The sequence below is a fragment of the Streptomyces sp. NPDC087422 genome, from assembly GCF_044744145.1.
In the GTDB taxonomy this organism is placed as follows: Bacteria; Actinomycetota; Actinomycetes; order Streptomycetales; family Streptomycetaceae; genus Actinacidiphila.
The window spans coordinates 26,191-51,268 of the sequence record NZ_JBIUXT010000001.1 but is presented as its reverse complement, the minus strand read 5'-3'; the positions used below and the strand labels follow the sequence as shown (position 1 = coordinate 51,268).

The following is a 25,078-nucleotide window of genomic DNA, read 5'->3' as shown; positions in this document are numbered from 1 at the left end:
CCCGCGCCGTACAGCGCGCGGGGACCCGTACCGCCCGCCGGTCCTCAGCCGAAGGTGTCGCAGGCCGCCAGGTCCCCGGTCCTCAGCCCGGTGGTGAACCACTGCTGACGCTGCGCCGCGGACCCGTGCGTCCAGGCGTCCGGCGTCACCCGCCCCTGCGCCCGCGACTGGATCGTGTCGTCGCCGACGGCCGCCGCCGCGTCGAGACCGCGCGCGATGTCGTCGGGCGTCACCGCCGTGATCAACGAGGTGCCGGTGGCCGGATTGAGGGTCCTGGTGGCGTTCTTCGCCCACAGCCCGGCATAGCAGTCGGCCTGCAACTCCACGCGTACGGAGGCGCTGTCGGCCCCGCTGCGGCCGTCCTGGGCCGCGCTCAGAACACCCGTCAGATTCTGCACATGGTGGCCGTATTCGTGCGCGACGACATAGCTTTCTGCGAACGGCCCGCCTTTGGCGCCGAATTGGGTCTGCAACGTCTGGAAGAAATTCAAGTCGATATAGACCTTGCGGTCCGCGGGGCAGTAGAACGGCCCGGTCCGCGGGTCGGCCGGACCGCAGCCGGTGCTCACCGGAGCGTCGAAGAACACCGTCGGCGCGGTCCGGTACGCGGCGCCGCGGCGGCTGAACTCGGCGGTCCAGTACGCCTGCACGCTGTTGACCACGGCCACGATCCGGCACTGCTCCTGCGCGTTGGCGTCCCGCCCGGTCGAACAGCTCCGCGCCAGACCGGCGCCGGCCGCGCGCGTGTCCGAGACGGTGTCGGAGCCGCCGCTGAGGCCGAGTTGGTCGGGGCTGATGCCCAGCACCAGGCCGATCACGACCGCGAGCAGCCCGGCGATTCCGCCGCCCACCATCTTCCCGCCGGGGCCGCCGCCCGAACCGCCCCGCCGGTCCTGGACCTGCGAGGTGTCGAGCGGAGTGTCGTCGTCGAACCGCATGTGCCGATTATGTGTGATGTGCCCCACTTCGGCGCACCGGTGGCCGGGTACCGGCGCGCCCCTGACCGGGGGCGGGGGCAGTCGGCCCCGCAATGCCCGCGCCCCCCGGCGCGGTAAACCGTTTGCCGGCCGCCGGTAGACTGAGCCCCATGGCAGTTCTATTCCTCGATTAGCCACGGCGTACGACCTCGCGCCCGTTTCCGTCGTCCGTCCTGTCCTGGAGCTTTTCCCGTGATCACTGCCACCGGCCTTGAGCTGCGCGCCGGCGCCCGCATCCTCATCGAGTCCGCCTCCTTCCGTGTCGCCAAGGGCGACCGCATCGGCCTGGTCGGCCGCAACGGAGCGGGCAAGACCACCCTGACCAAGGTGCTCGCGGGGGAGGGCCAGCCCGCCGCCGGCACCGTCACCCGCAGCGGCGAGGTCGGCTATCTCCCGCAGGACCCGCGCACCGGGGACCTCGACACCCTCGCCAGCGACCGCATCCTGTCCGCCCGCGACCTCGACACCGTCCTGCGCAAGATGCGGGAGAACGAGGAGCGGATGGCCAACGGAAAGGGCGCCACCCGCGAGAACGCGATGAAGAAGTACTCGCGTCTGGAGACGGAATTCCTCACCAAGGGCGGATACGCCGCCGAGGCCGAGGCCGCCACCATCGCCGCCGCGCTCGGACTGCCCGACCGCATCCTCGGGCAGCAGCTCCACACCCTCTCCGGCGGTCAGCGCCGCCGCGTCGAACTGGCCAGGATCCTCTTCTCGGACGCCGACACCCTGCTCCTGGACGAGCCCACCAACCACCTCGACGCCGACTCCATCGCCTGGCTGCGCGACTACCTGAAGACGTACCGCGGTGGATTCATCGTGATCTCGCACGATGCCACCCTCATCGAGACCGTGGTGAACAAGGTCTTCTACCTGGACGCCAACCGGTCGCAAATCGATGTGTACAACATGGGCTGGAAGCTCTACCAGCAACAGCGCGAGGCCGACGAGAAGCGCCGTAAGCGCGAGCGGGCCAATGCGGAGAAGAAAGCCGCCGCCCTGAATTCACAGGCCGACAAGATGCGTGCCAAGGCCACCAAGACGGTCGCCGCGCAGAACATGGCGCGCCGCGCGGAGAAGCTGCTGTCCGGCCTGGAGGCGGTACGCGCCTCCGACAAGGTCGCCAAGCTGCGCTTCCCCGACCCCGCCCCGTGCGGCAAGACCCCGCTGATGGCCGAGGGCCTGTCCAAGTCGTACGGGTCGCTGGAGATCTTCACCGACGTCGACCTCGCGATCGACCGCGGCTCGCGGGTCGTCATCCTCGGTCTGAACGGCGCGGGCAAGACCACGCTGCTGCGCCTGCTGGCCGGTGTCGAGCAGGCCGACACCGGCCAGGTGACGCCAGGACACGGCCTCAAGCTCGGCTACTACGCGCAGGAGCACGAGACGCTCGACCCGGACCGCACCGTGCTGGAGAACATGCGGTCGGCCGCGCCCGACACCGATCTGGTGGAGATCCGCAAGATCCTCGGCTCGTTCCTCTTCTCCGGCGACGACGTCGACAAGCCCGCCGGGGTGCTCTCCGGCGGCGAGAAGACCCGGCTCGCGCTCGCCTCGCTCGTCGTCTCCAGCGCCAATGTGCTGCTGCTCGACGAGCCCACCAACAACCTCGACCCCGCCAGCCGCGAGGAGATCCTGGGCGCGCTGCACACCTTCACCGGCGCGGTCGTCCTGGTCACCCACGACGAGGGCGCCGTGGACGCGCTCCAGCCGGAGCGGATCATCCTGCTGCCGGACGGCGTGGAGGACCTGTGGGGCCAGGACTACAAGGACCTGGTCTCGCTGGCCTGAGCCCCGGCGGCGCCCGGCCGGGCGCCGCCCCGCGCGGGGCGCGGGCGGCTCAGAGGCCCGCACCCGCACGAAGTGATCATGTCGATTCGATCATTCGGCCCACTGATCATCCTTCATCTGCGTGAGTCCGGCTCGTACCGCGCGCCCACGGGGCGCGGTACGGGCGACCGCCGCCGTGATCAGTGGTGTGACGTCGGAGAACTCCTTACCGACCACGGCTGACCTGCCGCTATTGCCCGCACACCCTTCTCCGTACGGAATTGCCGCCCCGGAAAAGCCGCTCCCGGCCCCTTCGCACCGGCGTATCCAGGCATTCCTCCGGTGAATGTCCCGTGATGGACCTTGTCGAATGGGTGGCCAGGAACGCCCTTAGGGGTGATCATGAGAGTCCATAGCGCACTTCCCTGGAGGAGGCACGGGTGGCCGAGACTCTGAAGAAGGGCAGCCGGGTGACCGGCGCCGCGCGCGAGAAGCTCGCGGCAGACCTGAAGAAGAAGTACGACTCCGGTGCGAGCATCCGGGCGCTGGCCGAAGAGACCGGCCGCTCCTATGGATTCGTGCACCGGATGCTCAGCGAGTCCGGCGTGACCCTGCGCGGTCGCGGCGGTGCCACACGGGGCAAGAAGGCCGCCACGGCCTGAGGGCTCCGCGAGTATCAAGGGCCGGGGGCGGTCCGGCGGGTCCGGTTGGTTACTCTTCGGTAATCCAGTCCGGTCCGCTCGGAGGTGCCCAGTGCCCGACGCCAAGATCCTGCTCGAACGTGACGGAGTCCGGCTAGCCGTCGACGACTCCGTCGCGCACATCACCCTGTGCAATCCGGCCAAGCGCAACGCTCAGTCGCCCGCCCTGTGGCGTGCCCTGACCGAGGCGGGCCAGTTGCTGCCGGGACAGGTACGCGTCGTCGTGCTGCGCGGTGAGGGCGTGTCCTTCTCCGCGGGCCTCGACCGCCAGGCGTTCACGCCCGAGGGCTTCGACGGTGAGCCGTCGTTCCTCGACCTCGCGCGTGGCTCGGAGGCCGGACTCGACGCTGCCATCGCCACGTACCAGGACGCCTTCACCTGGTGGCGGCGGACCGACGTGATCACGGTCGCCGCGGTCCAGGGCCACGCCATCGGCGCGGGCTTCCAGCTCGCCCTCGCCTGCGATCTGCGCGTCTGCGCGGACGACGTGCAGTTCGCCATGCGCGAGACCGGTCTGGGCCTGGTCCCCGACCTCACCGGCACCAAGCCGCTGGTCGAACTGGTCGGATACGGCCGCGCCCTGGAGATCTGCGCCACCGGCCGCTTCGTGCACGCCGACGAGGCCGAGCGCACCGGCCTGGCCAACCTCGTCGTGCCCGCCGCCGAACTCGACGCCGCCGTCACCGACCTGGTCGGCGCCCTGCTCGCGCCGCCGCGCGACGCGGTCGTCGAGACCAAGGGCCTGCTGCGCGGCGCCGCCGCCCACACCGAGAAGGAGCAGTACGCGGCCGAACGCGCCGCCCAGGGCCGCCGCCTGCGCGATCTGGCGGGCGTGGGCGAGTAGCCGCCCGTCCGCGCCGAACGTTTCACGGGGCGCGGGAGGGATCAGCCCGCGTCCGTCACCACGATGGCGGTACGCACCGGACCGGGCGCGCCCTCGGCCGCCGCGACCGCGACGGCGGCGGCCACCGACCGGGCCACCTCCAGCGGCCGGTGGCCCGGCGACACCGCGATCTGCACCTGGACGCGGCGGCCCGGCGCCTCGTCGGAGCCCGCCGAATCCCCGGCCGGGTCCGCTGCCGTGTCCTGGATCCGCACACCGGAGCCGAGGCCGACCGGCCGCCTGCTCAGCCGTACGACACCGGGCACGGTCAGCGCCGCGGTTGCCACGGCTTCCGCGAGGCCACTGGGGTCGAGCGGTACGGGAGCCTCGTCGCCGTCCGGCTCCGCGTCCTCGGCGCCCGCCAGCTCGCTCACGGGCGCGTCGTCGCCGTCCAGCAACCCGGTGACCTGGAGGTCCACCTCCGTCACGGCGATGCCGAGCCCGTCGCGCGCGGTCGTCCACAGCACGTCGCGCAGCCGGTCGGCGGCCTGCGGCAGCGGCTCGTCGGCGGTCGCCTCGAACGACGCCTCGATCCGTACCGGCAGGTGCGGCAGCGCGCCCACCGGACCGGACTCCGGCGCCTCGCCCCCGCTTTCCGCCAGCGCCAGGGACACCCCGCCCAGCCGTACCCCGGACAGCCCCGCGGTCGTCCACCGCAGCGCGCGTACGGCCGCGCGCTCGGTCATCCAGGCGTTGTCGTCGGGGGTGCCGAGCGGGAGCAGGCGGCCCAGCGCGACCTGCTCCCGTACGGTCCGGGCCAGTCGGTCCATGGTCACCAGATATCGCCTTCCGCAGGCCGACCACTCTCTTGGGGGGTCGGAACAGCCCTCTCGCCGGTTCCCCGCAGCGCGCGGGGGCATGCGCACATAGTGTGGGGCACGGAGCAGCCCATACGAAGGGACGACTCGCGATGACGGACACCGCACAGTACGACCGGCCGGAGCCCGAGGGCTCGTCAGCGGCCGAGGGCAGGACCCTGGACAAGGGCAGCGCGGGCGGGCGCAAAGCGCTCGGCGACCCGGCCACGCGCGGCCGCACGACGATCGCCGACGGCGTGGTGGAGAAGATCGCCGGACTCGCCGCCCGTGACGTGGTCGGCGTGCACGCGATGGGCACCGGCCTGTCGCGCACCTTCGGCGCGGTCCGCGACCGCGTCCCCGGCGGCACCAAGTCGGTGTCGCGCGGCGTGAAGGCCGAGGTCGGTGAGGTGCAGACCGCGCTCGACCTGGACATCGTCGTCGAATACGGCGTGTCGATCGTCGAAGTGGCCCGCGCCGTACGGGAGAACGTGGTCAACGCCGTGGAGCGGATGACCGGTCTCGAGGTCGTCGAGGTCAACGTCGCCGTGGGCGACGTGAAACTTCCCGACGAAGATGACGACGACGAGCGTGAGCAACGGGTCCAGTAAGGGTCCAAGCCAGTGCAGACGGAGATGGTCAACACGACCAATGGGACGGAGTGCGGACGATGAGCATGGCGGTGATCGGCCTGGCCGTCGGAATGGCGCTCGGATTCGCCGGGTATTTCGGCGGGTTCGGTGCTTTTCTGCTGGTGGCGGCGCTCGGCGCGGTCGGTTTCGTGGCGGGCAAATTCCTCGACGGCGACCTGGAACCGGGGGAGTTCTTCCGCTCGCGTGACCGTGGCCGCGACCGCGACCGGCGGCGCTGATGGGGACAGCCGTCCCCGCACCGCTGCCCGCGGCCGACCGCGGGGCACTGCGGATCGCGGACCGGGTGGTCGCGAAGATCGCCGCCCAGGCGGCCGGCGAGGTCCTGACGGACGCGCCGGGCGCCGCACTGGTGCCGAAGGACCACTCCCCGCACGCCTCGGTCTCGGTCCGCAAGGACAGCGCGCGGCTGCGGCTCACCCTTGAACTGGGCTACCCCACCGACATCGGCTCGGTGTGCGGCTCGGTGCGCAGCCATGTCACCTCCCGCGTCGAGGCGTTGACCGGCATGTCGGTTCCCGAGGTCGCGGTCGAGGTGGAGCGGTTGCACTCGGCCGCCGACCGCCGCAAGGACGAGGGAAGGGTCCAGTGAGCGACAGCGAGAGTCCCTGGAAGAAGCCGAACGCCGGCGCTGAGCCGGGGCAGGGGGAGCGGCGGGGCCCCGAGCAGGGTCCCGACGACGACCGCTCCCGGCGGACTCCCGAGCACGGCTCGGAACACGCTCAGGACCAGGAATACGGGGCCTCCGAGTACGGCTCCGAGCAGGCTTACGGGCAGGCTTCCGAAGGGGACGACGGCGGCGCCGAACACGGCTCGGAGTCCGGATACGCGGCGGCCGAGCAGGGGCCGGGCGCGGGGTACGGCCCGGCGTCCGGTCCGGGATCGTCCCCCGCGAGCGGTACCCCCGGCGTCCTCGCCGGAGGCGACACGCTCACGGACCCCGCCACCCGCACCCTTGAGCCGTACGCCCTGACCGCGGATCAGACCCCGGTCAAGGCGCGCCGGTTCTGGGCCGGACGCCGGGTGCCCGCGGCGATCACCGCCGCGGTGCTCCTCGGGATCGCCGGTCTCTTCCTGTACGACATCGCCGCCGTCCGCGCCGACCGGCGCGCGATGGCCTGGCGGACCCGGCTCGCCGACGAGCTGGCCACCCGCCACCTGGACAACGTCTGGGTGATCGTCGGCGCCGCCGTGGCCGCCGTGCTCGGCCTCTGGCTGATCCTGCTCGCCCTCACACCGGGCGAGCGCGGACTGCTGCCGATGACCCGGCGCGGCGAGAACGGCGTCCGCGCCGGACTCGACCGGCACGCGGCCGAACTGGTGCTGCGCGACCGGGCGATGGAGGTACCGGGCATCCGCTGGGTACGGGTCAAGGTCGGCCGCCGCCGGATCACGGCGCACGGCTCCTCGCACTTCCGCGAACTCGACGCGGTGCGCACGGACCTGACGACCGCGCTGGGCAACGCCGTACGCCAGCTCGGCCTCGCCAAGCCGCCACAGCTCCACGTCCATGTCCAGCGCGCAGAGAAGAAGGGGTGACCGGGCGGATGCGTACCGTACTGAACCGGGTCCTGCTCGCGCTGACCGGACTCGTCCTGCTGGTCGTGGGCCTGTCCGTGCTGCTCGGCGGGCTCGACCTGCAACGCCGGTGGAATTTCACGATGCCGCACTGGTGGCCCTTCACCGGCCCCAAGGACGTGCTGCTCACCGCGCACGACAGGACCCGCTACCGCTCCGACGGCTGGTGGTGGCCGGTGGTCATCGCCGTGCTCGGCGTGCTCGTGCTCGCCGCCCTGTGGTGGCTGCTCGCCCAGGCCCGCACCCGGCGGCTGCGCCAGCTCCGGGTCGACAGCGGCGACGGACAGGGCGCGCTGCTGCGCGGCCGGGCCGTGGAGAACGTGCTGACCTCGGAGACCGAGGCGTACGACGGCGTGGAGTGGGCCAGAGCGGCGCTGCGCGGCAAGCGCGGCGCACCGGTCGCCCGGATAGTGCTGGGCCTGGCGGCCGACGCCACCCCGGACGAGGTGGTCGCCGGTCTCGACAGCGCGGTGCTCCACCGCGCCCGTACGTCGGCCGGTCTGGACAAGCTGCCCGCCGAGGCGCGGCTGCGCGCGGTCAGGCACCGCGCGGCGCGGGTCAGCTGACCCGGCCGCCCGCCCCGCTCTCGCGGAGCCCCCACCGAGCCGTCGGTGGGGGCTCTTCGCGTCCCGTCACAGGGCGCGCTGGGCGCCGCCGTCCACCGGCAGCAGCACACCGGTCAGATACGACGCGGCGGGCGAGAGCAGGAAGGCCGCGGCCCGGCCGAACTCCTCGGGCGTGCCGTAGCGCCGCAGCGGGATCGTCGCGCTCGCCCTGGCCCTGGCCGCCGCCTCGTCGCCGCCGAGCGCGTCCAGCTCCCGTACCCGGTCGGTGTCGATCCGCGACGGCAGCAGGCCGACCACCCGGATGCCGCGCGGCCCCAGCTCGGCGGCGAGGGTCTTGGCGAAGCCCGCGAGGCCGGGCCGCAGACCGTTCGACATGGCGAGGCCGGGGATCGGCTCGCGGACCGAACCGGAGAGCACGAAGCCGATGACACCGCCGTCCGACAGCTCGGCCGCGGCGGCGCGGGCCAGCCGCACCGCGCCCAGGAACACCGTCTCGAAGGACCGCAGCCACTGCTCGTCGGTGCTGTCGGCGGCGGCGCCGGCCGGCGGTCCGCCGACGCTGATCAGCACCCCGTCGACCCGGCCGAAGCGCTCGCGGGCCGCCGTCAGCAGCCGCTGCGCCGTGTCCGGGGCGGAGTTGTCGGCCGCGACGCCCAACGCCGTTTCCTGGCCGCCCAGTTGCCCGGCCGCGGCGGCCACCGCCTCGGCGGTGCGCCCGGAGACCACCACCTTCGCGCCGTCGGCGACCAGTTCGCGGGCCGTGGCGAAGCCCAGGCCGCGGCTGGCGCCGGTGAGGACGTACACCCGTCCGTCGAGTCCGAGATCCATGGTCAGCAGTCCCTTATGGCAGGCACGCCCGACAGGGCGAGCGCGGTGTTGACGAGTCCGACGTGGCTGAACGCCTGCGGGAAATTGCCCAGCAGCCGACCGGCGACCGGGTCCCACTCCTCGGCGAGCAGCCCGACATCGTTGCGCAACGTCAGCAGCCGCTCGAACAGTTCGGTCGCCTCGTCCTGGCGGCCGATCGCGTACAGCGCGTCCGCGAGCCAGAACGAGCAGGCCAGGAAGGCCCCTTCGGAGCCGGGCAGCCCGTCCACGCCGACCGCGTCCGGGGTGTAGCGGCGGACGAAACCGCCGAGGTCCAGTTCGCGGCGGACCGCCTCCACCGTGCCGATCACGCGGCGGTCGGTGGGCGGCAGGAATCCCACCTGCGGGATGAGCAGCGTCGCCGCGTCCAGCTCCTCGGAGCCGTAGGACTGCGTGAAGGTGTTGCGCCGCGCGTCGTAGCCCTTCTCGCAGACCTCCGCGTGCACCTGGGCGCGCATCGAACGCCACAGCCCCACATCGCCCTTGAGCCGCGGCAGCGCCTCCACGGTCCGCACCGCGCGGTCGGCGGCGACCCAGGCCATCACCTTGGAGTGCACGAAGTGGCGGCGCGGGCCGCGGACTTCCCAGATGCCCTCGTCCGGCTGGTGCCACGCGGACTCCAGGAAGTCCATCAGGGCGCGTTGCAGATTCCAGGCGTGCGGCTCGTCGCGCATCCCGGCCGCCCGTGCCAGGAACAGCGAGTCCAACACCTCGCCGTACACGTCGAGTTGGAGCTGTCCCGCGGCGGCGTTGCCGATCCGGACCGGCGCCGAGCCCTCATAGCCGCGCAGCCACGGCACCTCGTACTCCGTCAGCCGCCGCTCGCCGCCGATGCCGTACATGATCTGGAGGTCGGCCGGGTTGCCCGCCACCGCGCGCAGCAGCCAGTCGCGCCAGGCGCCCGCCTCCTGGAGATAGCCGCCCTCCACCAGGGCGTTGAGGGTCAGCGCCGCGTCACGCAGCCAGCAGTAGCGGTAGTCCCAGTTGCGGACCCCGCCGATCTCCTCGGGCAGCGACGTGGTCGCGGCGGCGGCGATGCCACCGGTGGGCGCGTACGTCAGCGCCTTGAGCGTGATCAGCGACCGCACCACGGCCGACCGCCACGGCCCCTGGTAACGGCAGCGGGCCGACCACTCGTCCCAGTCGGCCAGGCTGTGGTCCAGCGCCTCGTACGGGTCGAACCGGCGCGGGCGCTTCTCGTGCGAGGGGTGCCAGGTCAGTATGAACGCGACCCGGTCGCCCTCGGCGACGGTGAAGTCGGAGTACGTGCGCATGTCCTTGCCGTACGCCCGGACCGGCGGGTCGCTGCGCAGCCAGACCGAGTCGGGGCCCGCGACGGCCACCCGGTGCCCGTCGGCGCGCCGCATCCACGGCACGACCGCGCCGTAGTCGAACCGCAGCGTCAGCTCGGCCCGCATGTCGACCTGGCCCGACACGCCCTCGACGATCCTGATCACATCGGGCGCCCGGTCGCGCTGCGGCATGAAGTCGGTGACCTTGACGGTCCCGGTCGGGGTCTCCCAGAAGGTGTCGAGCACCAGCGTGTCGCCCCGGTACGAGCGGTGCGAACAGGTCCGCGCGCCCGTCGGCGCCAGCAGCCAGCGGCCGTTGCCCTCGTCGCCGAGCAGCGCGGCGAAGCAGGCGGCCGAGTCGAAGCGGGGCAGGCACAGCCAGTCGATGGAACCGTCCCTGCCCACCAGCGCGGCGGTCTGGAGATCGCCGATGAGCGCGTAATCCTCGATACGTCCTGGCACGGTGCCGCCTCGCCGCCTTCCGGTGGTCCTCGCCTCGCCCGGACACGGTGTGCGCCGGGCCCTCGTCTCCGTAGCGTGCGCGGGCGGGGCGTCAGACCGCTACCGGAACGCTGCCCTCGGGTTCCTGCGGGCTCTCCGGATTGTCCTGCTTCTCGCGGGCCGCGAGCCGTTCGGCGCGCTCGCGGCGCAGCAGCACCACCCAGCCGACCGGCACCATGCCCGTGAACAGCCACCACTGGATCGCGTACGCCATGTGCGGGCCGATGCTGCTGTGGTCGGGCTCGGGGATGAGCGCGGGCTGGTGCGGACCGGGCTTCGGCGTGATGGACACCAGCTCCATGTAGCCCGAAAGCAGCGTCTGCGGCATGTACTTCGCGTCCACGGTGCTGCTGATCAGCATGATCTGCCGGTCCGGCAGGCCCGAGCGGTTGCGGATGCCCGTCGACGACGTCGTCTCGTCGGGGCGCAGCCGCCCGGTGACCGTCACTTCGCCGGACGGCGGCGGCGTGATCTTCGGGAACGCGGTCGGGTCGTTGCCCGGCGAGATCCAGCCCCGGTTCACCAGCACCGCGCGGCCGTCGGCCAGCACCAGCGGGGTGATCACGTGGTAGCCGACCTCCTGGCCGCCGCCCGACGTGTCGTCCGAGCCGTCGTTGCCCGCCGTCCGGTGCCGGGCCACCACCTCGTGCGCCGTGTCGAAGTGCCCGGTCGCCGTCACCGACTTGTACAGATCGGTCTTCGGCAGCACGGCACCCGGATGTGTCACCGACTCGACCTCGACCGGGGCGGCCTTCAGGCTCGCCGCGATGATCTTGTTGTTCGCCACCCGGTGCTCGTGCCGATGGAGCTGCCAGAAGCCCAGTCTGACCATGGTGGGCATCATGACCAGACCGAGGAGGGTGAGGATCACCCATTGGCGGGACCAGAGGAAGCGGTACACCCCACGACGGTACAACTCGGTCGGGGCGGGGCTTCCGGAGGGGGGCCTCAGGCGGGGGCGGCCGTGGTCGGACGGGGTGCGGGACGGTCGGCCGGGCTCAGGCGATCGAGCCGACCTTGTCCACGATCCCGGCCGCGCCCTCCGCCTTCGCGCAGTGCCCGCCGCAGTACCAGTGGCCGTCCACCTCCACGCCGTGGCCGACGATCCGCACCCGGCAGTGCTCGCAGATCGGCGCCATACGGTGGATGGCGCACTCGAAGCTGTCGAAGACGTGCACCGCGCCTTGGGCGTGCACCTCGAAGCTCATGACGTAGTCGTTTCCGCAAACCTCGCATCGGGCCATGTGCCCAGGCTGCTGCCGTGAGCGCGCCGGGGCAACGCGGGAGGCCCCGCGTCGCGCGAGAGTCACCTGGATGGAGCCCCGCCCGGCCCGCCCGACGCGCTAACCGTGCCCGCTCGACGCGTTCGACGCGCTCGCCCGGTCCGCCCGGCCCGCTAGCCGTGCACGCCCGCCGCAGGAGTGACGGCCTTCAGGAGTTCGGTGAAGCGGGCCTCGTCGATGACCGGGGTGGCGAACTGGCGGGCCTTGACGGCCTTCGAGGTGGGGGAGTCCGGGTCGTTCGTGACCAGCAGGCTGGTGAGGCGGCTGACGCTGGAGGCGACGTGGAGCCCGGCGTCGGTGGCGCGGTCCTCCAGCAGCTCGCGGTCGATGCCGGTGTCACCGGAGAAGGCGACCCGCATCCCCTGGACCAGGGGCCCGTCGGGAGCGAGGCGGCCGGGGTTGGGATACGGGCACGCGGGCCGTTTGCGGGCCGGGCGCCAGCCGGTGGCGCGGTACGAGCCGGGCCCGTAGGAGGCGCCGGGGCGCGGCGAGGGGACCGTGTCGGAGCCGTCGACCCACTCGGTCAGCGGGCGGCAGGTGTGCAGCGGCAGGGGGAGACCGGCCGCTGCGGCCAGGTGCAGGCTCGGGCGGAACGCCTCGGCCAGGACGCGCGCGTCGTCGAGGGCGTGGTGGGCGCGCCGCTGCTCGACCCCGTAGTGCGCGGCCAGCGACTCCAGCTTGTGGTTGGCCAGGGGCAGCCGCAGCTCCTTGGCCAGGACGATGGTGCACAGCCGCTGCTCGACGGGCGCGACGGACCGGGCGCGCGCGTACTCGCGGGCGAGCATCGACCAGTCGAAGACCGCGTTGTGCGCCACCAGGACGCGCCCCGCGAGGCGTTCGGCGAGCTGGTCGGCGATCTCGGGGAAGAGCGGGGCGTCGGCGAGCATCGCGCTGGTGAGTCCGTGGATCCACACCGGGCCGGGATCGCGCAGCGGGTTGACGGGCGAATACCAGTGGTCCTGCACCTCGCCGCGGGCGTCCAGCCGGTACACCGCCGCGGACACTATCCGGTCGTCCCGGCCGAGCCCCGTGGTCTCGACGTCGACCACGGCGTAACCGTCCGGATAGGCGGGAGGCCACGGGGACGGCGGCGGTGTCTGGGCGGCCAGGTTGTCGAGCATGGTCACAGAGAATACGGCTCGCCACTGACAGCTACCGCCACCCGCTTTCCTTACTTGTCGGTAACAAGGTCTGGCGGGTGCCCTGTACGCGCCTTTATGGTGCGCTCATGCCCCAACTCCCCGATGTCGTGCTGTGGTCGATACCCGCCTTCGTACTGCTCACCGTCGTCGAGATGGTGAGCTACCGCTTTCACCCCGACGAGGACTCCGCCGGATACGGCACCAAGGACACCGCCGCGAGCCTGTCGATGGGTCTCGGCAGTCTGGTCACCGACGCGCTGTGGAAGATCCCGATCGTGGCGGTCTACTCCGGGCTCTACGCGGTGACCCCGCTGCGGGTGCCCGTCGAGTGGTGGACGCTGCCCCTGATACTGCTCGCGCAGGACTTCTTCTACTACTGGTCGCACCGCGGCCACCACATGATCCGCGTCCTGTGGGCCTGCCATGTCGTGCACCACTCCAGCCGGAAGTTCAACCTCTCCACGGCGCTGCGGCAGCCCTGGACCAGCCTCACCTCCTGGCCGTTCTACCTCCCGCTGATCGCCCTCGGCGTGCACCCGGCCGCCCTCGCGTTCTGCACCGCCGTCAGTCTCGTCTACCAGTTCTGGATCCACACCGAACGCGTCGGCAAGCTGCCCGCCCCGCTGGAGTTCACCCTCAACACCCCCTCGCACCACCGCGTCCACCACGCCTCGCAGGGCGGCTACCTCGACCGCAACTTCGGCGGCATCCTCATCGTCTGGGACCGCCTCTTCCGCTCCTTCACCCCCGAGACCGACGCCCCCGTCTACGGCCTCACCAAGAACATCGCCACCTACAACCCCCTGCGGGTCGCCACCCACGAGTACGCCGCCCTCGCCCGCGACCTCCGCGCCGCCCCCACCTGGCGCGCCCGCGCCGGCTACCTCTTCCGCGGCCCCGGCTGGCGCCCCGCGGACGCGGCCGGGCCGGCCCTGACGCCCGCCGCGCCCGACCTCGCGTCCAGCCCGTCCGGGATGTGAGGACCGCGGGCCCTCTGGCGTACCGTGGAGACGCCCCACCGACAACGAGCTGACCAGCGAGGACACCGCCATGCGCGCCACCGTGATCCAGGCACCCCACGACCTCAGGGTGGAGGAGGTGCCGGACGCGAGGATCCGGCGGCCCGGCGACGCGGTGGTCCGCGTGGTGCGCGCCTGCATCTGCGGAAGCGACCTGTGGGCGTACCGCGGCGAGTCGGCCCGTAAGCCCGGCCAGCGGATCGGCCACGAATTCCTCGGGGTGGTCGAGGAGACCGGCGCCGAGGTGGCGGGGCTGCGCCCCGGCGACCTGGTGGTGGCGCCCTTCGTGTGGTCGGACGGCGTGTGCGCGTACTGCGTCGAGGGCCTGACCACGTCGTGCGCGCACGGCGGCTTCTGGGGCTCGATCGGCGAGGAGGGGCAGTCCGACGGCGGCCAGGGCGAGGCCGTCCGGGTGCCGTACGCCGACGCCACGCTGGTGAAGCTGCCCGCGGCGGCGCTCAGCGACGAGCGGCTGCTGACCGCCCTGCTGTCGCTGTCCGACGTGCTGGGCACCGGCCACCACGCGGCGGTCGGCGCGGGCGTGCGGCCCGGCGCGACGGTGGCGGTGGTCGGGGACGGCGCGGTCGGCCTGTGCGGGGTCCTGGCCGCGAAGCGGCTGGGCGCCGAGCGGATCATCGCGCTCGGACGGCACACGTCGCGCACCGACATCGCGCGGGACTTCGGCGCCACCGACGTGGTCGCCGAGCGCGGCGACGAGGCCGTGGCGGCGGTACGTCAACTGACCGGCGGCCAGGGCGCGCACGCGGTGATCGAGGCGGTCGGCACCGAGCAGTCGATGCGCACCGCCGTCGGCATCACCCGCGACGGCGGCGCGATCGGCTACGTCGGCGTCCCGCACGGCAGCGGCACCGGTCTCGACCTCGGCGAGATGTTCGACCGCAACATCACCCTGCGCGGCGGCGTCGCGCCCGTCCGCACGTACATCCCGGAACTGCTCCCCGACGTGCTGGACGGCACCGTCGACCCGTCCCCGGTCTTCGACCTGACGGTCGGTCTCGAGGACGTGCCGAAGGGCTACCGCGCGATGGACGAGCGCACCGCCCTCAAGGTGCTGGTGAAGCCCTGAGGGCGGTACGCGGCCGGTAACGGCCGTGCGTGCGGGGCGTCTTGGCGGGCGTTACCTGGTGACGGCGTTCAGCGCGTCCACGATGCCGTGACCGTAGAAGCTGTTGTACGCCTTCGGCCCGGTGCAGGTGGCGTCCTGCGCGGGTCCGGTCGGGCAGCCGGGGTTGTTCGCCTCGATCTTGAGCAGCGCCTGGAGCTGCGCGGGCGAGGCGTGCGGGTGACGGCTCTTGATCAGCGCCGCGACCGCCGCCACGTGCGGGCTGGCCATCGAAGTGCCCTGGAGGTAGCCGTACTTGCCGCCGGGCAGCGTCGACAGGATGCGGCCGTTGCCGGACGGGGTGTCGGGGATCTGCCTGCTGTCGCCGCCGGGCGCGGCCACGTCGATCACGGTCAGGCCGTAACTGGAGTAGTACGACTTGAGGTTCTGGGCGCCGGTCGCGGAGACCGTCACGACGCCGGGCAGTTGGGTCGGGAGGTCGAGGCACACGTGCGGGTCGACGGTGCGGGTGACCGCGGTGGAGTCGTCCGGGCTCGATGTGTCGGTCAGGGCGTGGGAGTTGAGGTCGTCGTCGCTGTTGCCCGCGGCGGCGACGTTCAGTACGCCCTTGCGCTCGGAGTACGCGGCGGCGCGTCGCACGGCGTCCACGATGGCCCGCTGGTCGGGGTCGCTCGGGCAGTTGTAGAGCCACGGGTCGATGTAGTAGCTGTTGTTGGTGACCGCGATGCCGTGGTCGGCGGCGAAGACGAAGGCGCAGACCACGCTCTCCGGGTAGAACAGCGCGGTGCCCGGCTCGCTGACCTTGATCGCCGCGATCTTCACGCCGGGCGCGACCCCGGCCACGCCGATCCCGTTGCGCGCGGCGGCGATCTCACCGGCCACGTGGGTGCCGTGGTAGTCGGCCGCCGGGTCCCAGGGGTGCCAGGCGCCCGGTGAGGTGTCGGCGACGCCGCCCACACAGCTCGCGGACTGCTTGGCGGAGAAGTTCGCCGCCAGGTCGGGGTGGGTGTCGTCCACGCCGGTGTCGATGATGCCGACGGTCACCTTGGAACTGCCCGGATTGACCCCGGCCGCCTTGTCGGCCCGGATCGCCCGCAGGTCCCACTGGTCCGCCTCAAGCGGCTCCTGGCCGGGCGCCTGGTGCGCCGAGGCGGCGGCCACCTCGGCCGCGGTCAGCGTCCGTACCCCGCCCGCCTGCGTCGTCGCGGACGGCTCGATGGCGGCGGTCCTGGTCGCGCCCGCGCTCCGTACGCCGTGGACGCGCCGCAGCGTCGCGCTGAAGTCCGGGTTGGCCGAGTGCACGACGATGACGCCTATCCGGTCGTACGCGATCACCACCTGGCCGCCCGCCCGCTCTATCGCGCGCTCCACCGACCGCTGCGTGCCGCGCCCGCCGTCGATGTTGACGACGTACGACAGCAACGGGCCGTCCGTGCGCGGCGGTTGAGAGCCGTGCGCGGCGGAGGAGGCGCCGGAGGCGGAGGAAGCGGAGGCCGGGGCGGCTCCGGGGAGTACGGCGAGGGCGGCTGCCGTCACCAGACCGAGACCGGCCGCGAGCGCGCGGCGGCGCCGGGGGAGGCCGGGAAGCGGAACCATGGGATCTCCAATCGTCCATCAACCGTGGGACGGCAGGGTCTGCCGTCCGACGTGTGCATGACGAAGGAAACTAGTGCCCAACGGCCGGTCAAAGAAGCGCAATTGCATGGATCGGTCGGAATTTCCCCGTGGCCGACGGCGGTTCAGCCATACCGGCGGCCGGATCGCAGCGCGGCGATGCTCAGCGGCGGCAGCCGGACCCGCCGCGCGTACCAGCCGGTGGGCGCGGCGGCGCCGGTTCCCGGCCGGGCGGCGGCAGGTCCCGTGAACAGGTCGGCGGGCAGGTCGGCGGGCAGCCGTACGCTCCCGTACGGCCTGCGGGCCGGGAGCTGCGGCCGGTGCGACGGGGGAGGAGGGGGCGGGGGCGGAGGTGGGGTCATCGCGGCGAGTCCTCGGCGGTCCTGGGCGGCGGTCCCCGGCCCGCGGAGCGGCGGGGGACGGTGACGGCGTGGTGGGCGCCGCCGGGCTGTCCAACGAACCGGCCGCGCCGCGGTGTCGGTGTGCGGCGCCCGGTGACCTGGTCGCAGGACACGGGCGGGCCGGCCGGGCGGGCGGACGCCGGGCCGGACGGCGAGCCGACGGGACCGGACGCCGAGCCAGCGGGACGGGACGCCGAGCAGCCGTTTCAACAAACTGTTGTAATTTGGCGCCCGTCGCGTACGCTGCACCGACAGGCCCCCACCCGCCCGGCGGCCCCGCCGGGTTGTCCGTGCGACGTCATAGGGTGGAGGAACGGCGGCGCGCCGAGCGCCCGCCGCAGGAGCGACGGCGCGCGAGCGTCCAGGAGGGAGGCGGAGCCCGTGCTGATCGACACCTACGGCCGAGTGGCGACCGACCTGCGCGTCTCCCTCACCGACCGCTGCAATCTGCGCTGCACCTACTGCATGCCGGAAGAGGGCCTCCAGTGGCTGGCCAAGCCCGACCTGCTCACGGACGACGAGATCGTCCGGATGGTCGGGATCGCGGTCCACGAGCTGGGCGTCACCGACGTCCGCTTCACCGGCGGCGAGCCGCTGCTGCGGCCCGGCCTGGTCGGCATCGTCGAGCGCTGCGCCGCCCTGGAGCCGCGCCCCCGGCTGTCGCTGACCACCAACGGCATCGGCCTGCGCCGCACCGCCGACGCGCTGCGCGCCGCGGGTCTCGACCGGGTCAATGTCTCCCTCGACACCCTGCGCCCCGAGGTCTTCCACACCCTCACCCGCCGCGACCGGCACCACGACGTCGTCGCGGGCATGGCGGCGGCGGCCGACGCGGGCCTGACCCCGGTGAAGATCAACACGGTGCTGATGCGCGGTGTCAACGACGACGAGGCGCCCGACCTGCTGGCCTGGGCCGTCGAGCGGGGATACGAGCTGCGGTTCATCGAGCAGATGCCGCTGGACGCGCAGCACGGCTGGCAGCGCACCGACATGGTCACCGCCGACGAGATACTCGACCGCCTGCGGACCCGCTTCACCCTGACCCCCGAGGGCGAGACGGTCCGCGGCTCCGCGCCCGCCGAGCGCTGGCTGGTCGACGGCGGCCCGGCGACGGTCGGCGTCATCGGCTCGGTCACCCGGCCGTTCTGCCGCGCCTGCGACCGCACCCGGCTCACCGCCGACGGCCAGGTCCGCAACTGCCTGTTCGCCCGCGAGGAGTCCGACCTGCGCGGCCCGCTGCGCTCCGGTGCCGACGACGAGCGGATGGCGGAGCTGTGGCGGGCGGCGATGTGGGGCAAGAAGGCGGGCTCGGGCCTCGACGACCCGGCCTTCCTCCAGCCCGACCGCCCCATGTCGGCCATCGGCGGCTGAACCGCCGCACCCTGAGGCCGCTCGGAGAACCGCCGCACCCGGAGCCCCGAGGAGCCCCGTCCCGCCGCTACCGCTCCCGCTCTCCCCGCTCCCACTCCGCCAGCGGCACGACGTCCTTCAGGAACCCGCGCATCCCCAGGAACTGCGACAGGTGCTCGCGGTGCTCGTCGCACGCCAGCCACGTCTTGCGCCGCTCCGGCGTGTGGATCTTGGGGTTGTTCCAGGCCAGCACCCACACGGCGGGGGTACGGCATTCCTTGGCCGAACAGATCGGCTTCTCGTTCTCGTTCACAGTGTTCCCGGCATCGCTCACGACGCCCAGTAAACAGAACCGCCGCTGGACATGGCGACGCCGGGCAGCCACGGGGGGAGCCGCCCGGCGTCGGTCCGTCGCTCCGACGGGGGATGCGGAGCGCGTACGAAGTATGTCACGCGCTCAACCGTCCGTGGAGTGGAACTTCACGATTGATCTGAGCTTTTCTTGAGGTTCGGCGGCACGGGTACCGGCACCGGCTCGCCGTAGCCCTCAGGATCGGACGGATCGCCCATTTCGAGCATCGGCCTGGCCTGCGGAAGGACGAACGACGACGGCAGCGAGGGCACGTTCTCCCGGCCCGCGTTCGCGAACACCACCGCCACGTACGGCAGCAGCAGCCCGACCACGAGCATCCCCCAGGCCAGTACCCGCTCCACGTCCCAGAGCACGACGGTGAGGATCACCGAGAGAGTACGGATCGACATCGAGATGATGTACCTGCGCTGCCGTCCGGCCACGTCCTCGGTCAGACCGGTACGCGCTCCCGTGATCTGGAAGACCTCAGGCCCGCCCTGCTTCCGCATCGCGCTCCACCACCCGCTCGCTCCGCCGGACTCTCCTGAGCACGGGTCGGCGCCCGGCCCGGCCTCACCACGGTACGCCGCGTACCGCCCGCCTTCGATAGCGGGGGCACCATCCGTGCGGCGCCGCTGTCGGGCCGTACGGCGGACGGCCCACTCGACATGCGGCGTAGCCGGAGCGGGCACAGACTGGCCGGACGAGTTCCGGGCGTACGCCGTCCGGACGCGAGGAGGCGAGTGACATGGGTTGGTTGTGGGCGATCATCGTCGGTCTGGTGCTGGGTCTGATCGCCAAGGCGATCCTCCCCGGCAAGCAGTCCCTGCCGCTGTGGCTCACCGTGATCTGCGGTATGGGCGGCAGCATTCTCGGCAACGCCGTGTCGACCTGGATCGGCGTCAACGACACCAAGGGCATCGACTGGACCCGGCACGTGCTGCAACTCATCGGCGCCGTCGTCGTCGTGGCGATCGGCGACGCCCTGTGGTCGATGTTCAAGGGCACGCGCAAGACCGCCGCACCGCGGTGACGCCCGCACCGCGGTGACGCTCAGCCCGTGGGGTGCCGCCGCAGCCACCGCGGCGGCACCCGGTCGGTCAGCCACACGCCGTTGGCGCTGATCCGGAAGACATGGCCCTCGGCGGCCAGCCCCCTGGCGTCCAGCGCGAGCACCACAGGACGGCCGTGCCGTGATCCCACGCGCACGGCCGTCTCCACGTCCCGTCCACCCATCCGGCCTCGTCGAGAGTGAGGCCGACGCTCTCGGGCCGGTGCCGCAGCACCATCGACAGGAACCTGGAGATCCTGACCGTCTTCTTCTCGTCGGGCACGGGCGTCAGACCCCCTGGCTGACCGAACTCATGTTGAAGTCCGGAATCCGCAGGGCCGGGGCGGCGGCCCTGGTGAAGTAGTCGCTCCACTCGCGCGGCAGCGTCCGCTCGGTGCGGCCCGCCTCGGCGGCGCGGCCGAGCAGGTCCACCGGGGACTCGTTGAAACGGAAGTTGTTGACCTCGCCGGTCACCTCGCCGTTCTCCACCAGGTAGACGCCGTCGCGGGTGAGGCCGGTCAGCAGCAGCGTGGCCGGATCGACCTCGCGGATGTACCACAGGCAGGTCAGCAGCAGACCGCGCTCGGTGGCCGCGACCATCTCGTCCAGCGACCGCTCGCCGCCGCCGTCCAGCACCAGGTTGTCGGCGGCGGGCGCGACCGGCAGGCCGGTCAGCCCGGCGCTGTGCCGGGTGGTGGTGAGCCGGGCGAGCGAGCCCTCGTGGATCCAGTTCACCGGCTCCACCGGCAGCCCGTTGTCGAACACCGAGGTGTCGTCGCCCGAGGAGTGCGCGATCACGAACGGCGCCGCCTCCAGGCCGGGTTCCGCCGGGTCGCTGCGCAGGGTCAGCGGCAGCGGCGACAGCTTCTCGCCGACCCGGGTCCCGCCGCCGGGCTTGCTGAAGACCGTACGGCCCTCGGCGGCGTCCCGGGCCGCGGCCGACCAGAACTGGTAGATCATCAGGTCCGCGACGGCCGACGGCGGCAGCAGCGTCTCGTACCGGCCCGCGGGCAGGTCGATCCGGCGCTCGGCCCAGACCAGCCGGCGGGCCAGGTCGGCGTCCATCGCCAGCGGGTCCACGTCGGTGAAGTCGCGGGTGGCCGCGCCCGCCCACGCCGAGCGCCTGCGGTCGGGGGACTTCGCGTTCACCTCAAGGGTGCCGGTCGGCTGGTCGTGCCGCAGCCGCAGCCCGGCCGAGGTGCCCAGATACGTCGACGTCACCGAGTGGAAGGCGAAGCCGTACAGCTCACGGCCGCCCGCCCGCGCCGTCGCGAACGCCTCGCCGAGCGCGGGCGCGAAGGACGCGAAGACGTCGGAGTTGGTCTCGGCGGGCCCGTCGGTGAAGGCCGCCGAGTGCGGCACGCCCGTCACCAGCGGCTGCGCGTCCTCGGCGGGACCGGCCTCGCGGGCCGCCGCCTCGGCCGCCCGTACCAGCGGCTCCAGCTCGTCGGCGGTCACGGCCGAGCGGGACACCACACCGGACGCGGTGCCCTCGGCGCCGTCCACGGTGGCGATCACGGTGAGGGTACGGCCGCGCGTGACGCCGTTGGTGGTCAGGGAGTTGGCCGCCCAGCGCAGATTCGCGCTGGACTCCTCCTGGGCGATCACCACGCAGCCGTCCGCGTTCGACAGCTCAAGCGCCCGTTCGACGATCTCGTGCGGCTTGGTCGTCACGCTGCTCATCGTCCGGCCTCCTGGGTGGTGTTGAGAATGCTGACGCCCCGGAAGAGGGCGGCCGGGCAGCCGTGGCTGACGGCCGCGACCTGGCCCGGCTGGGCCTTGCCGCAGTTGAAGGCACCGCCGAGCACATACGTCTGCGGGCCGCCGACGGCGTCCATCGAGCCCCAGAAGTCGGTGGTGGTGGCCTGGTAGGCGACGTCCTTGAGCTGGCCCGCGAGCCGCCCGTTCTCGATCCGGAAGAACCGCTGCCCGGTGAACTGGAAGTTGTAGCGCTGCATGTCGATGGACCACGAGCGGTCGCCGACCACGTAGATGCCGCGTTCGACGCCGCCGATCAGCTCCTCGGTCGAAGGACCGTCGGGCGCGGGCCGCAGCGAGACGTTCGCCATCCGCTGCACCGGGACATGGCCGGGGGAGTCGGCGTACGCGCAGCCGTTGGACCGCTCGAAGCCGGTGAGCTTCGCGATCCGCCGGTCGAGCTGGTAGCCGACGAGCGTGCCGTCCTTGATCAGGTCCCAGGACTGTCCCGCCACGCCCTCGTCGTCGAAGCCGACGGTGGCCAGGCCGTGCTCCGCCGTACGGTCACCGGTCACATTCATCAGCGGCGAGCCGTACTTGAGCGTGCCGAGCTGGTCGAAGGTGGCGAAGGAGGTGCCCGCGTACGCCGCCTCGTACCCCAGCGCGCGGTCCAACTCCGTGGCGTGGCCGATCGATTCGTGGATCGTCAGCCACAGGTTGGACGGGTCGACCACCAGGTCGTACGCGCCCGCCTCGACCGAGGGCGCGCGCATCTTCTCGGCCAGCAGCTCCGGGATACGGGCCAGCTCCGCGTCCCAGTCCCAGCCGTGGTCCGCGCCGGTCAGATACTCCCAGCCGCGGCCGACCGGCGGCGCGAGCGTGCGCATCGAGTCGAAGTCGCCGCTGTCGCCGTCGACGGCGACAGCGGTGAGCTGCGAATGGAGGCGGACGCGCTGCTGCGTGGTCGTGGTGCCCGCGGTGTCCGCGTAGAACTTGTTCTCCTGCACGGTCATCAGCGAGGCGTCCGCGTGGTCGACCCCGTCGGCCGCCAGCAGCCGGGCGCTCCACTCCGCGAGCAGCGCCGTCTTCTCCGCGTCCGGCACGTCGAACGGGTTGATGTCGTACGCCGACACCCACACCCGGTCCGCGTGCACCGGCTCGTCGGCCAGCTCCACCCGCTCCCGCGACCCCGCCGCCGCGATCACCTTCGCGGACAGCTTGGCCATCGCGACCGCCTGCGAGGCGACCTTGGCCGCCGCGTCCATCGTCAGGTCGACCCCGGAGGCGAAGCCCCAGGCGCCGCCGTGCACCACCCGTACCGCGTACCCCAGATCGGTGGTGTCGGAGGTGCCCGACGGGCGCGCGTCGCGCAGCCGCCAGGTCGCGCCGCGCACCCGCTCCAGCCGGAAATCGGCGTGGTCCGCGCCCAGCGCGCGGGCGCGGGCCAGTGCGGCGTCGGCGAGTGCCCGCAGGGGCAGCGCCAGGAATGACTGATCGACCTCATGAGGCACGACGAACTTCCCCTTCGACCGTTCGACAGGTATCCGCAGTGAATCATGTCCCGCCGACCGCCAGCGCGTGCTTTTCCGCAGGACGCGGCGTGTGCCGGGGCGGGCGGCCGGCGAATCGTCAGATGCCAATCCGTGCCGAGACCTTGAGGTTGGTCCAGACCAATCTCTATGCTCATGACGCCGCCCTCACTCCTGTCCGCTGCACCACACTCCGCACGACGAGGAGCCCCCCACATGTCAGTACGCCGTAATGCAGCCGCGGTCGGCGCGGTCGGCGCCGCCGCCTTGACGATCGCCGCGCTCACGCCGGTGACCGCCAGCGCCCACGGCGCGCTCAGCGCACCGGTCAGCCGGATCTCCGGCTGCTTCGCCGAAGGCCCCGAACACCCCCAGTCGCAGGTCTGCAAGGACCTGGTCGCCGACAGCGGCACCCAGCCGCTGTACGACTGGAACGAGGTGAACATCGCCAACGCCAACGGCCAGAGCCGCACGATCATCCCCGACGGCCACCTCTGCTCGGCCAACCGCGACAAGTACCGGGCGCTGGACTGGGCCCGCACCGACTGGCCCGCCACCGCGGTCTCGGCGGGCACCACCACCGTCAACTTCCGTGTCACCGCGCCGCACAAGGGCACGATGACGCTCTACATCACCAAGGCCGGATACGACCCGACCAAGCCGCTCAAGTGGTCCGACCTGGACGCCACCCCGATCGCCGTCTACAACACCGTCGCCTCCGCGACGAACGGCTACTACACCTTCAACGCCACCCTGCCCAGCCGCACCGGCAGGCAGCTCATCTACCAGGTGTGGCAGCGCAGTGACAGCCCCGAGGCCTTCTACGGCTGCTCCGATGTCGTCTTCGGCCAGGGGGTACAAGCGGCGGCGGTCGCCGCGCCCCAGGCGCCGACCGACCGGCAGATCGCGGCCGGGGCGTCCAAGTCCACCGTCAGCCACCACGGTCACGGCGGCGACGTCGCCGTGACATCCACCACGGCGAAGCTCGCGACCAGCGACGTGACCGACAACCGCGCGGCCACCGGCACCCTGGAGACCGCCCTGTCCGGCAGCGCCGTTCTGGCGTCGGGCGCCGTGGGACTGCTGCTCTGGAGCCGCCGCAGGGCCGCCGCCCGCGCGAACGGCTGACCCATGGTTCTGTAGGAAACCCACAGGGACCACGGGAGCAGCCTGTCGGGGCCGATTCCCCGGATCGGTGCGAGGACCGATAGCTTTTCACGGAGAAACTCACGACTGAGGGAGTGATCCGTTGAGCCGCTCGGTTCTCGTCACCGGAGGCAACCGGGGCATCGGCCTCGCCATCGCGCGTGCCTTCGCCGACGCGGGCGACAAGGTCGCCATCACCTACCGCTCGGGTGAGCCGCCCGCCGAACTGGTGGCGCTCGGCTGCCTGGCCGTCCGCTGCGACATCACCGACCCCGAGCAGGTGGAACAGGCTTACAAGGAGATCGAGGAGAAGCACGGGAACGTGGAGGTGCTGGTCGCCAACGCCGGCATCACCAAGGACCAGCTCCTCATGCGGATGTCGGAGGAGGACTTCACGTCCGTCCTCGACACCAACCTCACCGGAACCTTCCGGGTCGTGAAGCGCGCGAACCGCGGCATGCTGCGGGCCAAGAAGGGCCGCGTCGTCCTGATCTCCTCCGTGGTCGGGCTGCTGGGCTCCGCGGGGCAGGCCAACTACGCGGCCTCCAAGGCGGGGCTGGTCGGATTCGCCCGCTCGCTCGCCCGTGAACTGGGCTCGCGCAACATCACCTTCAACGTCGTGGCGCCCGGTTTCGTCGACACCGACATGACCCAGGCGCTCACCGACGAGCAGCGCGAGGGCATCGTGGCGCAGGTGCCCCTCGGCCGCTACGCGAAGCCCGAGGAGATCGCCGCGACGGTGCGGTTCCTCACCTCGGACGACGCCTCGTACATCACTGGAGCCGTCATCCCCGTTGACGGCGGATTGGGCATGGGTCACTGAGAAC

Annotated in this window: 26 protein-coding genes and 2 pseudogenes; 14 read left to right on the top strand and 14 right to left on the bottom strand. The window is 72.3% G+C overall.

Annotated elements, in window-relative coordinates; all coding sequences use genetic code 11:
• Positions 1 to 44: 44 nt before the first annotated feature.
• Positions 45 to 938, bottom strand: coding sequence for a neutral zinc metallopeptidase (locus ACIO6U_RS00270; protein WP_401714568.1), 894 nt, complete (start codon positions 936 to 938; stop codon positions 45 to 47).
• Positions 939 to 1,169: 231 nt separating this feature from the next.
• Here ACIO6U_RS00270 and ACIO6U_RS00265 point away from each other — a divergent pair, with 231 nt between their 5' ends.
• The 3 genes from ACIO6U_RS00265 to ACIO6U_RS00255 all read left to right on the top strand — a co-directional run bounded on the left by ACIO6U_RS00265 (position 1,170) and on the right by ACIO6U_RS00255 (position 4,292).
• Positions 1,170 to 2,768, top strand: coding sequence for an ABC-F family ATP-binding cassette domain-containing protein (locus tag ACIO6U_RS00265; protein ID WP_355333726.1), 1,599 nt, complete (start codon positions 1,170 to 1,172; stop codon positions 2,766 to 2,768).
• Between the two features lie 419 nt (positions 2,769 to 3,187).
• Positions 3,188 to 3,409 carry a helix-turn-helix domain-containing protein gene (locus ACIO6U_RS00260; protein WP_188281871.1) on the top strand — a complete coding sequence of 74 codons (222 nt, stop codon included), beginning with the start codon at positions 3,188 to 3,190 and terminating at the stop codon, positions 3,407 to 3,409.
• 91 nt (positions 3,410 to 3,500) lie between these two features.
• Positions 3,501 to 4,292, top strand: a complete 792-nt coding sequence (locus ACIO6U_RS00255) for an enoyl-CoA hydratase/isomerase family protein (RefSeq protein WP_401714565.1) — start codon at positions 3,501 to 3,503, stop codon at positions 4,290 to 4,292.
• Positions 4,293 to 4,333: 41 nt separating this feature from the next.
• On the opposite strand, the gene ACIO6U_RS00250 is transcribed toward ACIO6U_RS00255, so the two are convergent.
• Positions 4,334 to 5,101, bottom strand: a complete 768-nt coding sequence (locus tag ACIO6U_RS00250) for a nucleopolyhedrovirus P10 family protein (RefSeq protein ID WP_401715782.1) — start codon at positions 5,099 to 5,101, stop codon at positions 4,334 to 4,336.
• A 140-nt stretch (positions 5,102 to 5,241) separates the two neighbouring features.
• Between ACIO6U_RS00250 and ACIO6U_RS00245 the strand changes: the two genes are divergently transcribed.
• From ACIO6U_RS00245 to amaP, 5 genes and pseudogenes are all read left to right on the top strand, one after another.
• The gene (locus ACIO6U_RS00245; protein ID WP_355333717.1) at positions 5,242 to 5,739 is read left to right on the top strand and encodes an Asp23/Gls24 family envelope stress response protein; all 498 of its coding nucleotides are present in this window, start codon (positions 5,242 to 5,244) and stop codon (positions 5,737 to 5,739) included.
• Positions 5,740 to 5,798: 59 nt separating this feature from the next.
• A complete protein-coding gene (locus ACIO6U_RS00240; RefSeq protein ID WP_188281874.1) occupies positions 5,799 to 5,999 on the top strand; it encodes a hypothetical protein in 201 nt (66 codons plus the stop codon).
• A complete protein-coding gene (locus ACIO6U_RS00235; protein WP_355333713.1) occupies positions 5,999 to 6,370 on the top strand; it encodes an Asp23/Gls24 family envelope stress response protein in 372 nt (123 codons plus the stop codon). Before ACIO6U_RS00240 ends, ACIO6U_RS00235 begins: the two co-directional genes overlap by 1 nt.
• Positions 6,371 to 6,774: 404 nt before the next feature.
• Positions 6,775 to 7,317 (top strand): annotated as a pseudogene (locus tag ACIO6U_RS00230) (DUF6286 domain-containing protein); the annotation flags it as partial.
• Positions 7,318 to 7,325: 8 nt separating this feature from the next.
• The gene (gene amaP / locus ACIO6U_RS00225; RefSeq protein ID WP_391159633.1) at positions 7,326 to 7,922 is read left to right on the top strand and encodes an alkaline shock response membrane anchor protein AmaP; all 597 of its coding nucleotides are present in this window, start codon (positions 7,326 to 7,328) and stop codon (positions 7,920 to 7,922) included.
• A gap of 66 nt (positions 7,923 to 7,988) precedes the next feature.
• Here the strand turns inward: amaP and ACIO6U_RS00220 are convergent, their stop codons facing one another.
• The 5 genes from ACIO6U_RS00220 to ACIO6U_RS00200 all read right to left on the bottom strand — a co-directional run bounded on the left by ACIO6U_RS00220 (position 7,989) and on the right by ACIO6U_RS00200 (position 12,986).
• Complete coding sequence (locus ACIO6U_RS00220; protein ID WP_401714562.1) at positions 7,989 to 8,750, bottom strand: SDR family oxidoreductase; 762 nt, start codon at positions 8,748 to 8,750, stop codon at positions 7,989 to 7,991.
• A gap of 2 nt (positions 8,751 to 8,752) precedes the next feature.
• Complete coding sequence (locus tag ACIO6U_RS00215) at positions 8,753 to 10,543, bottom strand: glycoside hydrolase family 15 protein (RefSeq protein WP_401714560.1); 1,791 nt, start codon at positions 10,541 to 10,543, stop codon at positions 8,753 to 8,755.
• A gap of 91 nt (positions 10,544 to 10,634) precedes the next feature.
• Positions 10,635 to 11,483: an SURF1 family protein gene (locus tag ACIO6U_RS00210; RefSeq protein ID WP_355333702.1), complete on the bottom strand. Its 849-nt coding sequence runs from the start codon at positions 11,481 to 11,483 to the stop codon at positions 10,635 to 10,637.
• Between the two features lie 97 nt (positions 11,484 to 11,580).
• Positions 11,581 to 11,826: a hypothetical protein gene (locus ACIO6U_RS00205; RefSeq protein WP_188281880.1), complete on the bottom strand. Its 246-nt coding sequence runs from the start codon at positions 11,824 to 11,826 to the stop codon at positions 11,581 to 11,583.
• A gap of 152 nt (positions 11,827 to 11,978) precedes the next feature.
• Positions 11,979 to 12,986 (bottom strand): DEDDh family exonuclease, encoded by a 1,008-nt coding sequence (locus ACIO6U_RS00200; protein ID WP_391044202.1) that lies wholly within the window; start codon positions 12,984 to 12,986, stop codon positions 11,979 to 11,981.
• 107 nt (positions 12,987 to 13,093) lie between these two features.
• Here ACIO6U_RS00200 and ACIO6U_RS00195 point away from each other — a divergent pair, with 107 nt between their 5' ends.
• Both ACIO6U_RS00195 and ACIO6U_RS00190 read left to right on the top strand, forming a co-directional pair.
• Positions 13,094 to 13,987, top strand: a complete 894-nt coding sequence (locus tag ACIO6U_RS00195) for a sterol desaturase family protein (RefSeq protein WP_391044203.1) — start codon at positions 13,094 to 13,096, stop codon at positions 13,985 to 13,987.
• A gap of 70 nt (positions 13,988 to 14,057) precedes the next feature.
• Positions 14,058 to 15,113: a zinc-dependent alcohol dehydrogenase family protein gene (locus ACIO6U_RS00190; protein ID WP_355333695.1), complete on the top strand. Its 1,056-nt coding sequence runs from the start codon at positions 14,058 to 14,060 to the stop codon at positions 15,111 to 15,113.
• Positions 15,114 to 15,164: 51 nt separating this feature from the next.
• Here ACIO6U_RS00190 and ACIO6U_RS00185 read toward each other — a convergent pair whose 3' ends face one another.
• Complete coding sequence (locus ACIO6U_RS00185; protein WP_401714557.1) at positions 15,165 to 16,706, bottom strand: S8 family peptidase; 1,542 nt, start codon at positions 16,704 to 16,706, stop codon at positions 15,165 to 15,167.
• 143 nt (positions 16,707 to 16,849) lie between these two features.
• Positions 16,850 to 17,086 (bottom strand): hypothetical protein, encoded by a 237-nt coding sequence (locus ACIO6U_RS00180; RefSeq protein WP_355333691.1) that lies wholly within the window; start codon positions 17,084 to 17,086, stop codon positions 16,850 to 16,852.
• A gap of 420 nt (positions 17,087 to 17,506) precedes the next feature.
• Between ACIO6U_RS00180 and moaA the strand changes: the two genes are divergently transcribed.
• Positions 17,507 to 18,496, top strand: a complete 990-nt coding sequence (gene moaA / locus ACIO6U_RS00175; protein ID WP_355333688.1) for a GTP 3',8-cyclase MoaA — start codon at positions 17,507 to 17,509, stop codon at positions 18,494 to 18,496.
• Between the two features lie 67 nt (positions 18,497 to 18,563).
• On the opposite strand, the gene ACIO6U_RS00170 is transcribed toward moaA, so the two are convergent.
• Positions 18,564 to 18,809 carry a hypothetical protein gene (locus tag ACIO6U_RS00170; RefSeq protein ID WP_401714554.1) on the bottom strand — a complete coding sequence of 82 codons (246 nt, stop codon included), beginning with the start codon at positions 18,807 to 18,809 and terminating at the stop codon, positions 18,564 to 18,566.
• 146 nt (positions 18,810 to 18,955) lie between these two features.
• Entirely contained in the window at positions 18,956 to 19,336 is a 381-nt protein-coding gene (locus tag ACIO6U_RS00165; protein WP_355333686.1) for a DUF3099 domain-containing protein, read from the bottom strand.
• Between the two features lie 239 nt (positions 19,337 to 19,575).
• Here ACIO6U_RS00165 and ACIO6U_RS00160 point away from each other — a divergent pair, with 239 nt between their 5' ends.
• Positions 19,576 to 19,860 (top strand): GlsB/YeaQ/YmgE family stress response membrane protein, encoded by a 285-nt coding sequence (locus ACIO6U_RS00160; RefSeq protein WP_355333683.1) that lies wholly within the window; start codon positions 19,576 to 19,578, stop codon positions 19,858 to 19,860.
• A gap of 20 nt (positions 19,861 to 19,880) precedes the next feature.
• On the opposite strand, the pseudogene ACIO6U_RS00155 reads toward ACIO6U_RS00160, so the two are convergent.
• The 3 genes and pseudogenes from ACIO6U_RS00155 to ACIO6U_RS00145 form a co-directional block, all read right to left on the bottom strand.
• Positions 19,881 to 20,116 (bottom strand): annotated as a pseudogene (locus ACIO6U_RS00155) (RNA 2'-phosphotransferase).
• Positions 20,117 to 20,166: 50 nt separating this feature from the next.
• Complete coding sequence (locus ACIO6U_RS00150; protein ID WP_355333681.1) at positions 20,167 to 21,561, bottom strand: metallopeptidase TldD-related protein; 1,395 nt, start codon at positions 21,559 to 21,561, stop codon at positions 20,167 to 20,169.
• A complete protein-coding gene (locus ACIO6U_RS00145; protein ID WP_355333678.1) occupies positions 21,558 to 23,087 on the bottom strand; it encodes a TldD/PmbA family protein in 1,530 nt (509 codons plus the stop codon). The genes ACIO6U_RS00150 and ACIO6U_RS00145 overlap by 4 nt, the downstream gene beginning before the upstream one ends.
• 234 nt (positions 23,088 to 23,321) lie before the next feature.
• On the opposite strand from ACIO6U_RS00145, the gene ACIO6U_RS00140 reads away from it, so the two are divergent.
• Together ACIO6U_RS00140 and fabG are read left to right on the top strand one after the other, a co-directional pair.
• Entirely contained in the window at positions 23,322 to 24,233 is a 912-nt protein-coding gene (locus ACIO6U_RS00140) for a lytic polysaccharide monooxygenase (protein WP_355333676.1), read from the top strand.
• Positions 24,234 to 24,354: 121 nt separating this feature from the next.
• Positions 24,355 to 25,074 (top strand): 3-oxoacyl-[acyl-carrier-protein] reductase, encoded by a 720-nt coding sequence (fabG, locus tag ACIO6U_RS00135; protein WP_188281889.1) that lies wholly within the window; start codon positions 24,355 to 24,357, stop codon positions 25,072 to 25,074.
• The last annotated feature ends 4 nt before the right edge of the window (positions 25,075 to 25,078 follow it).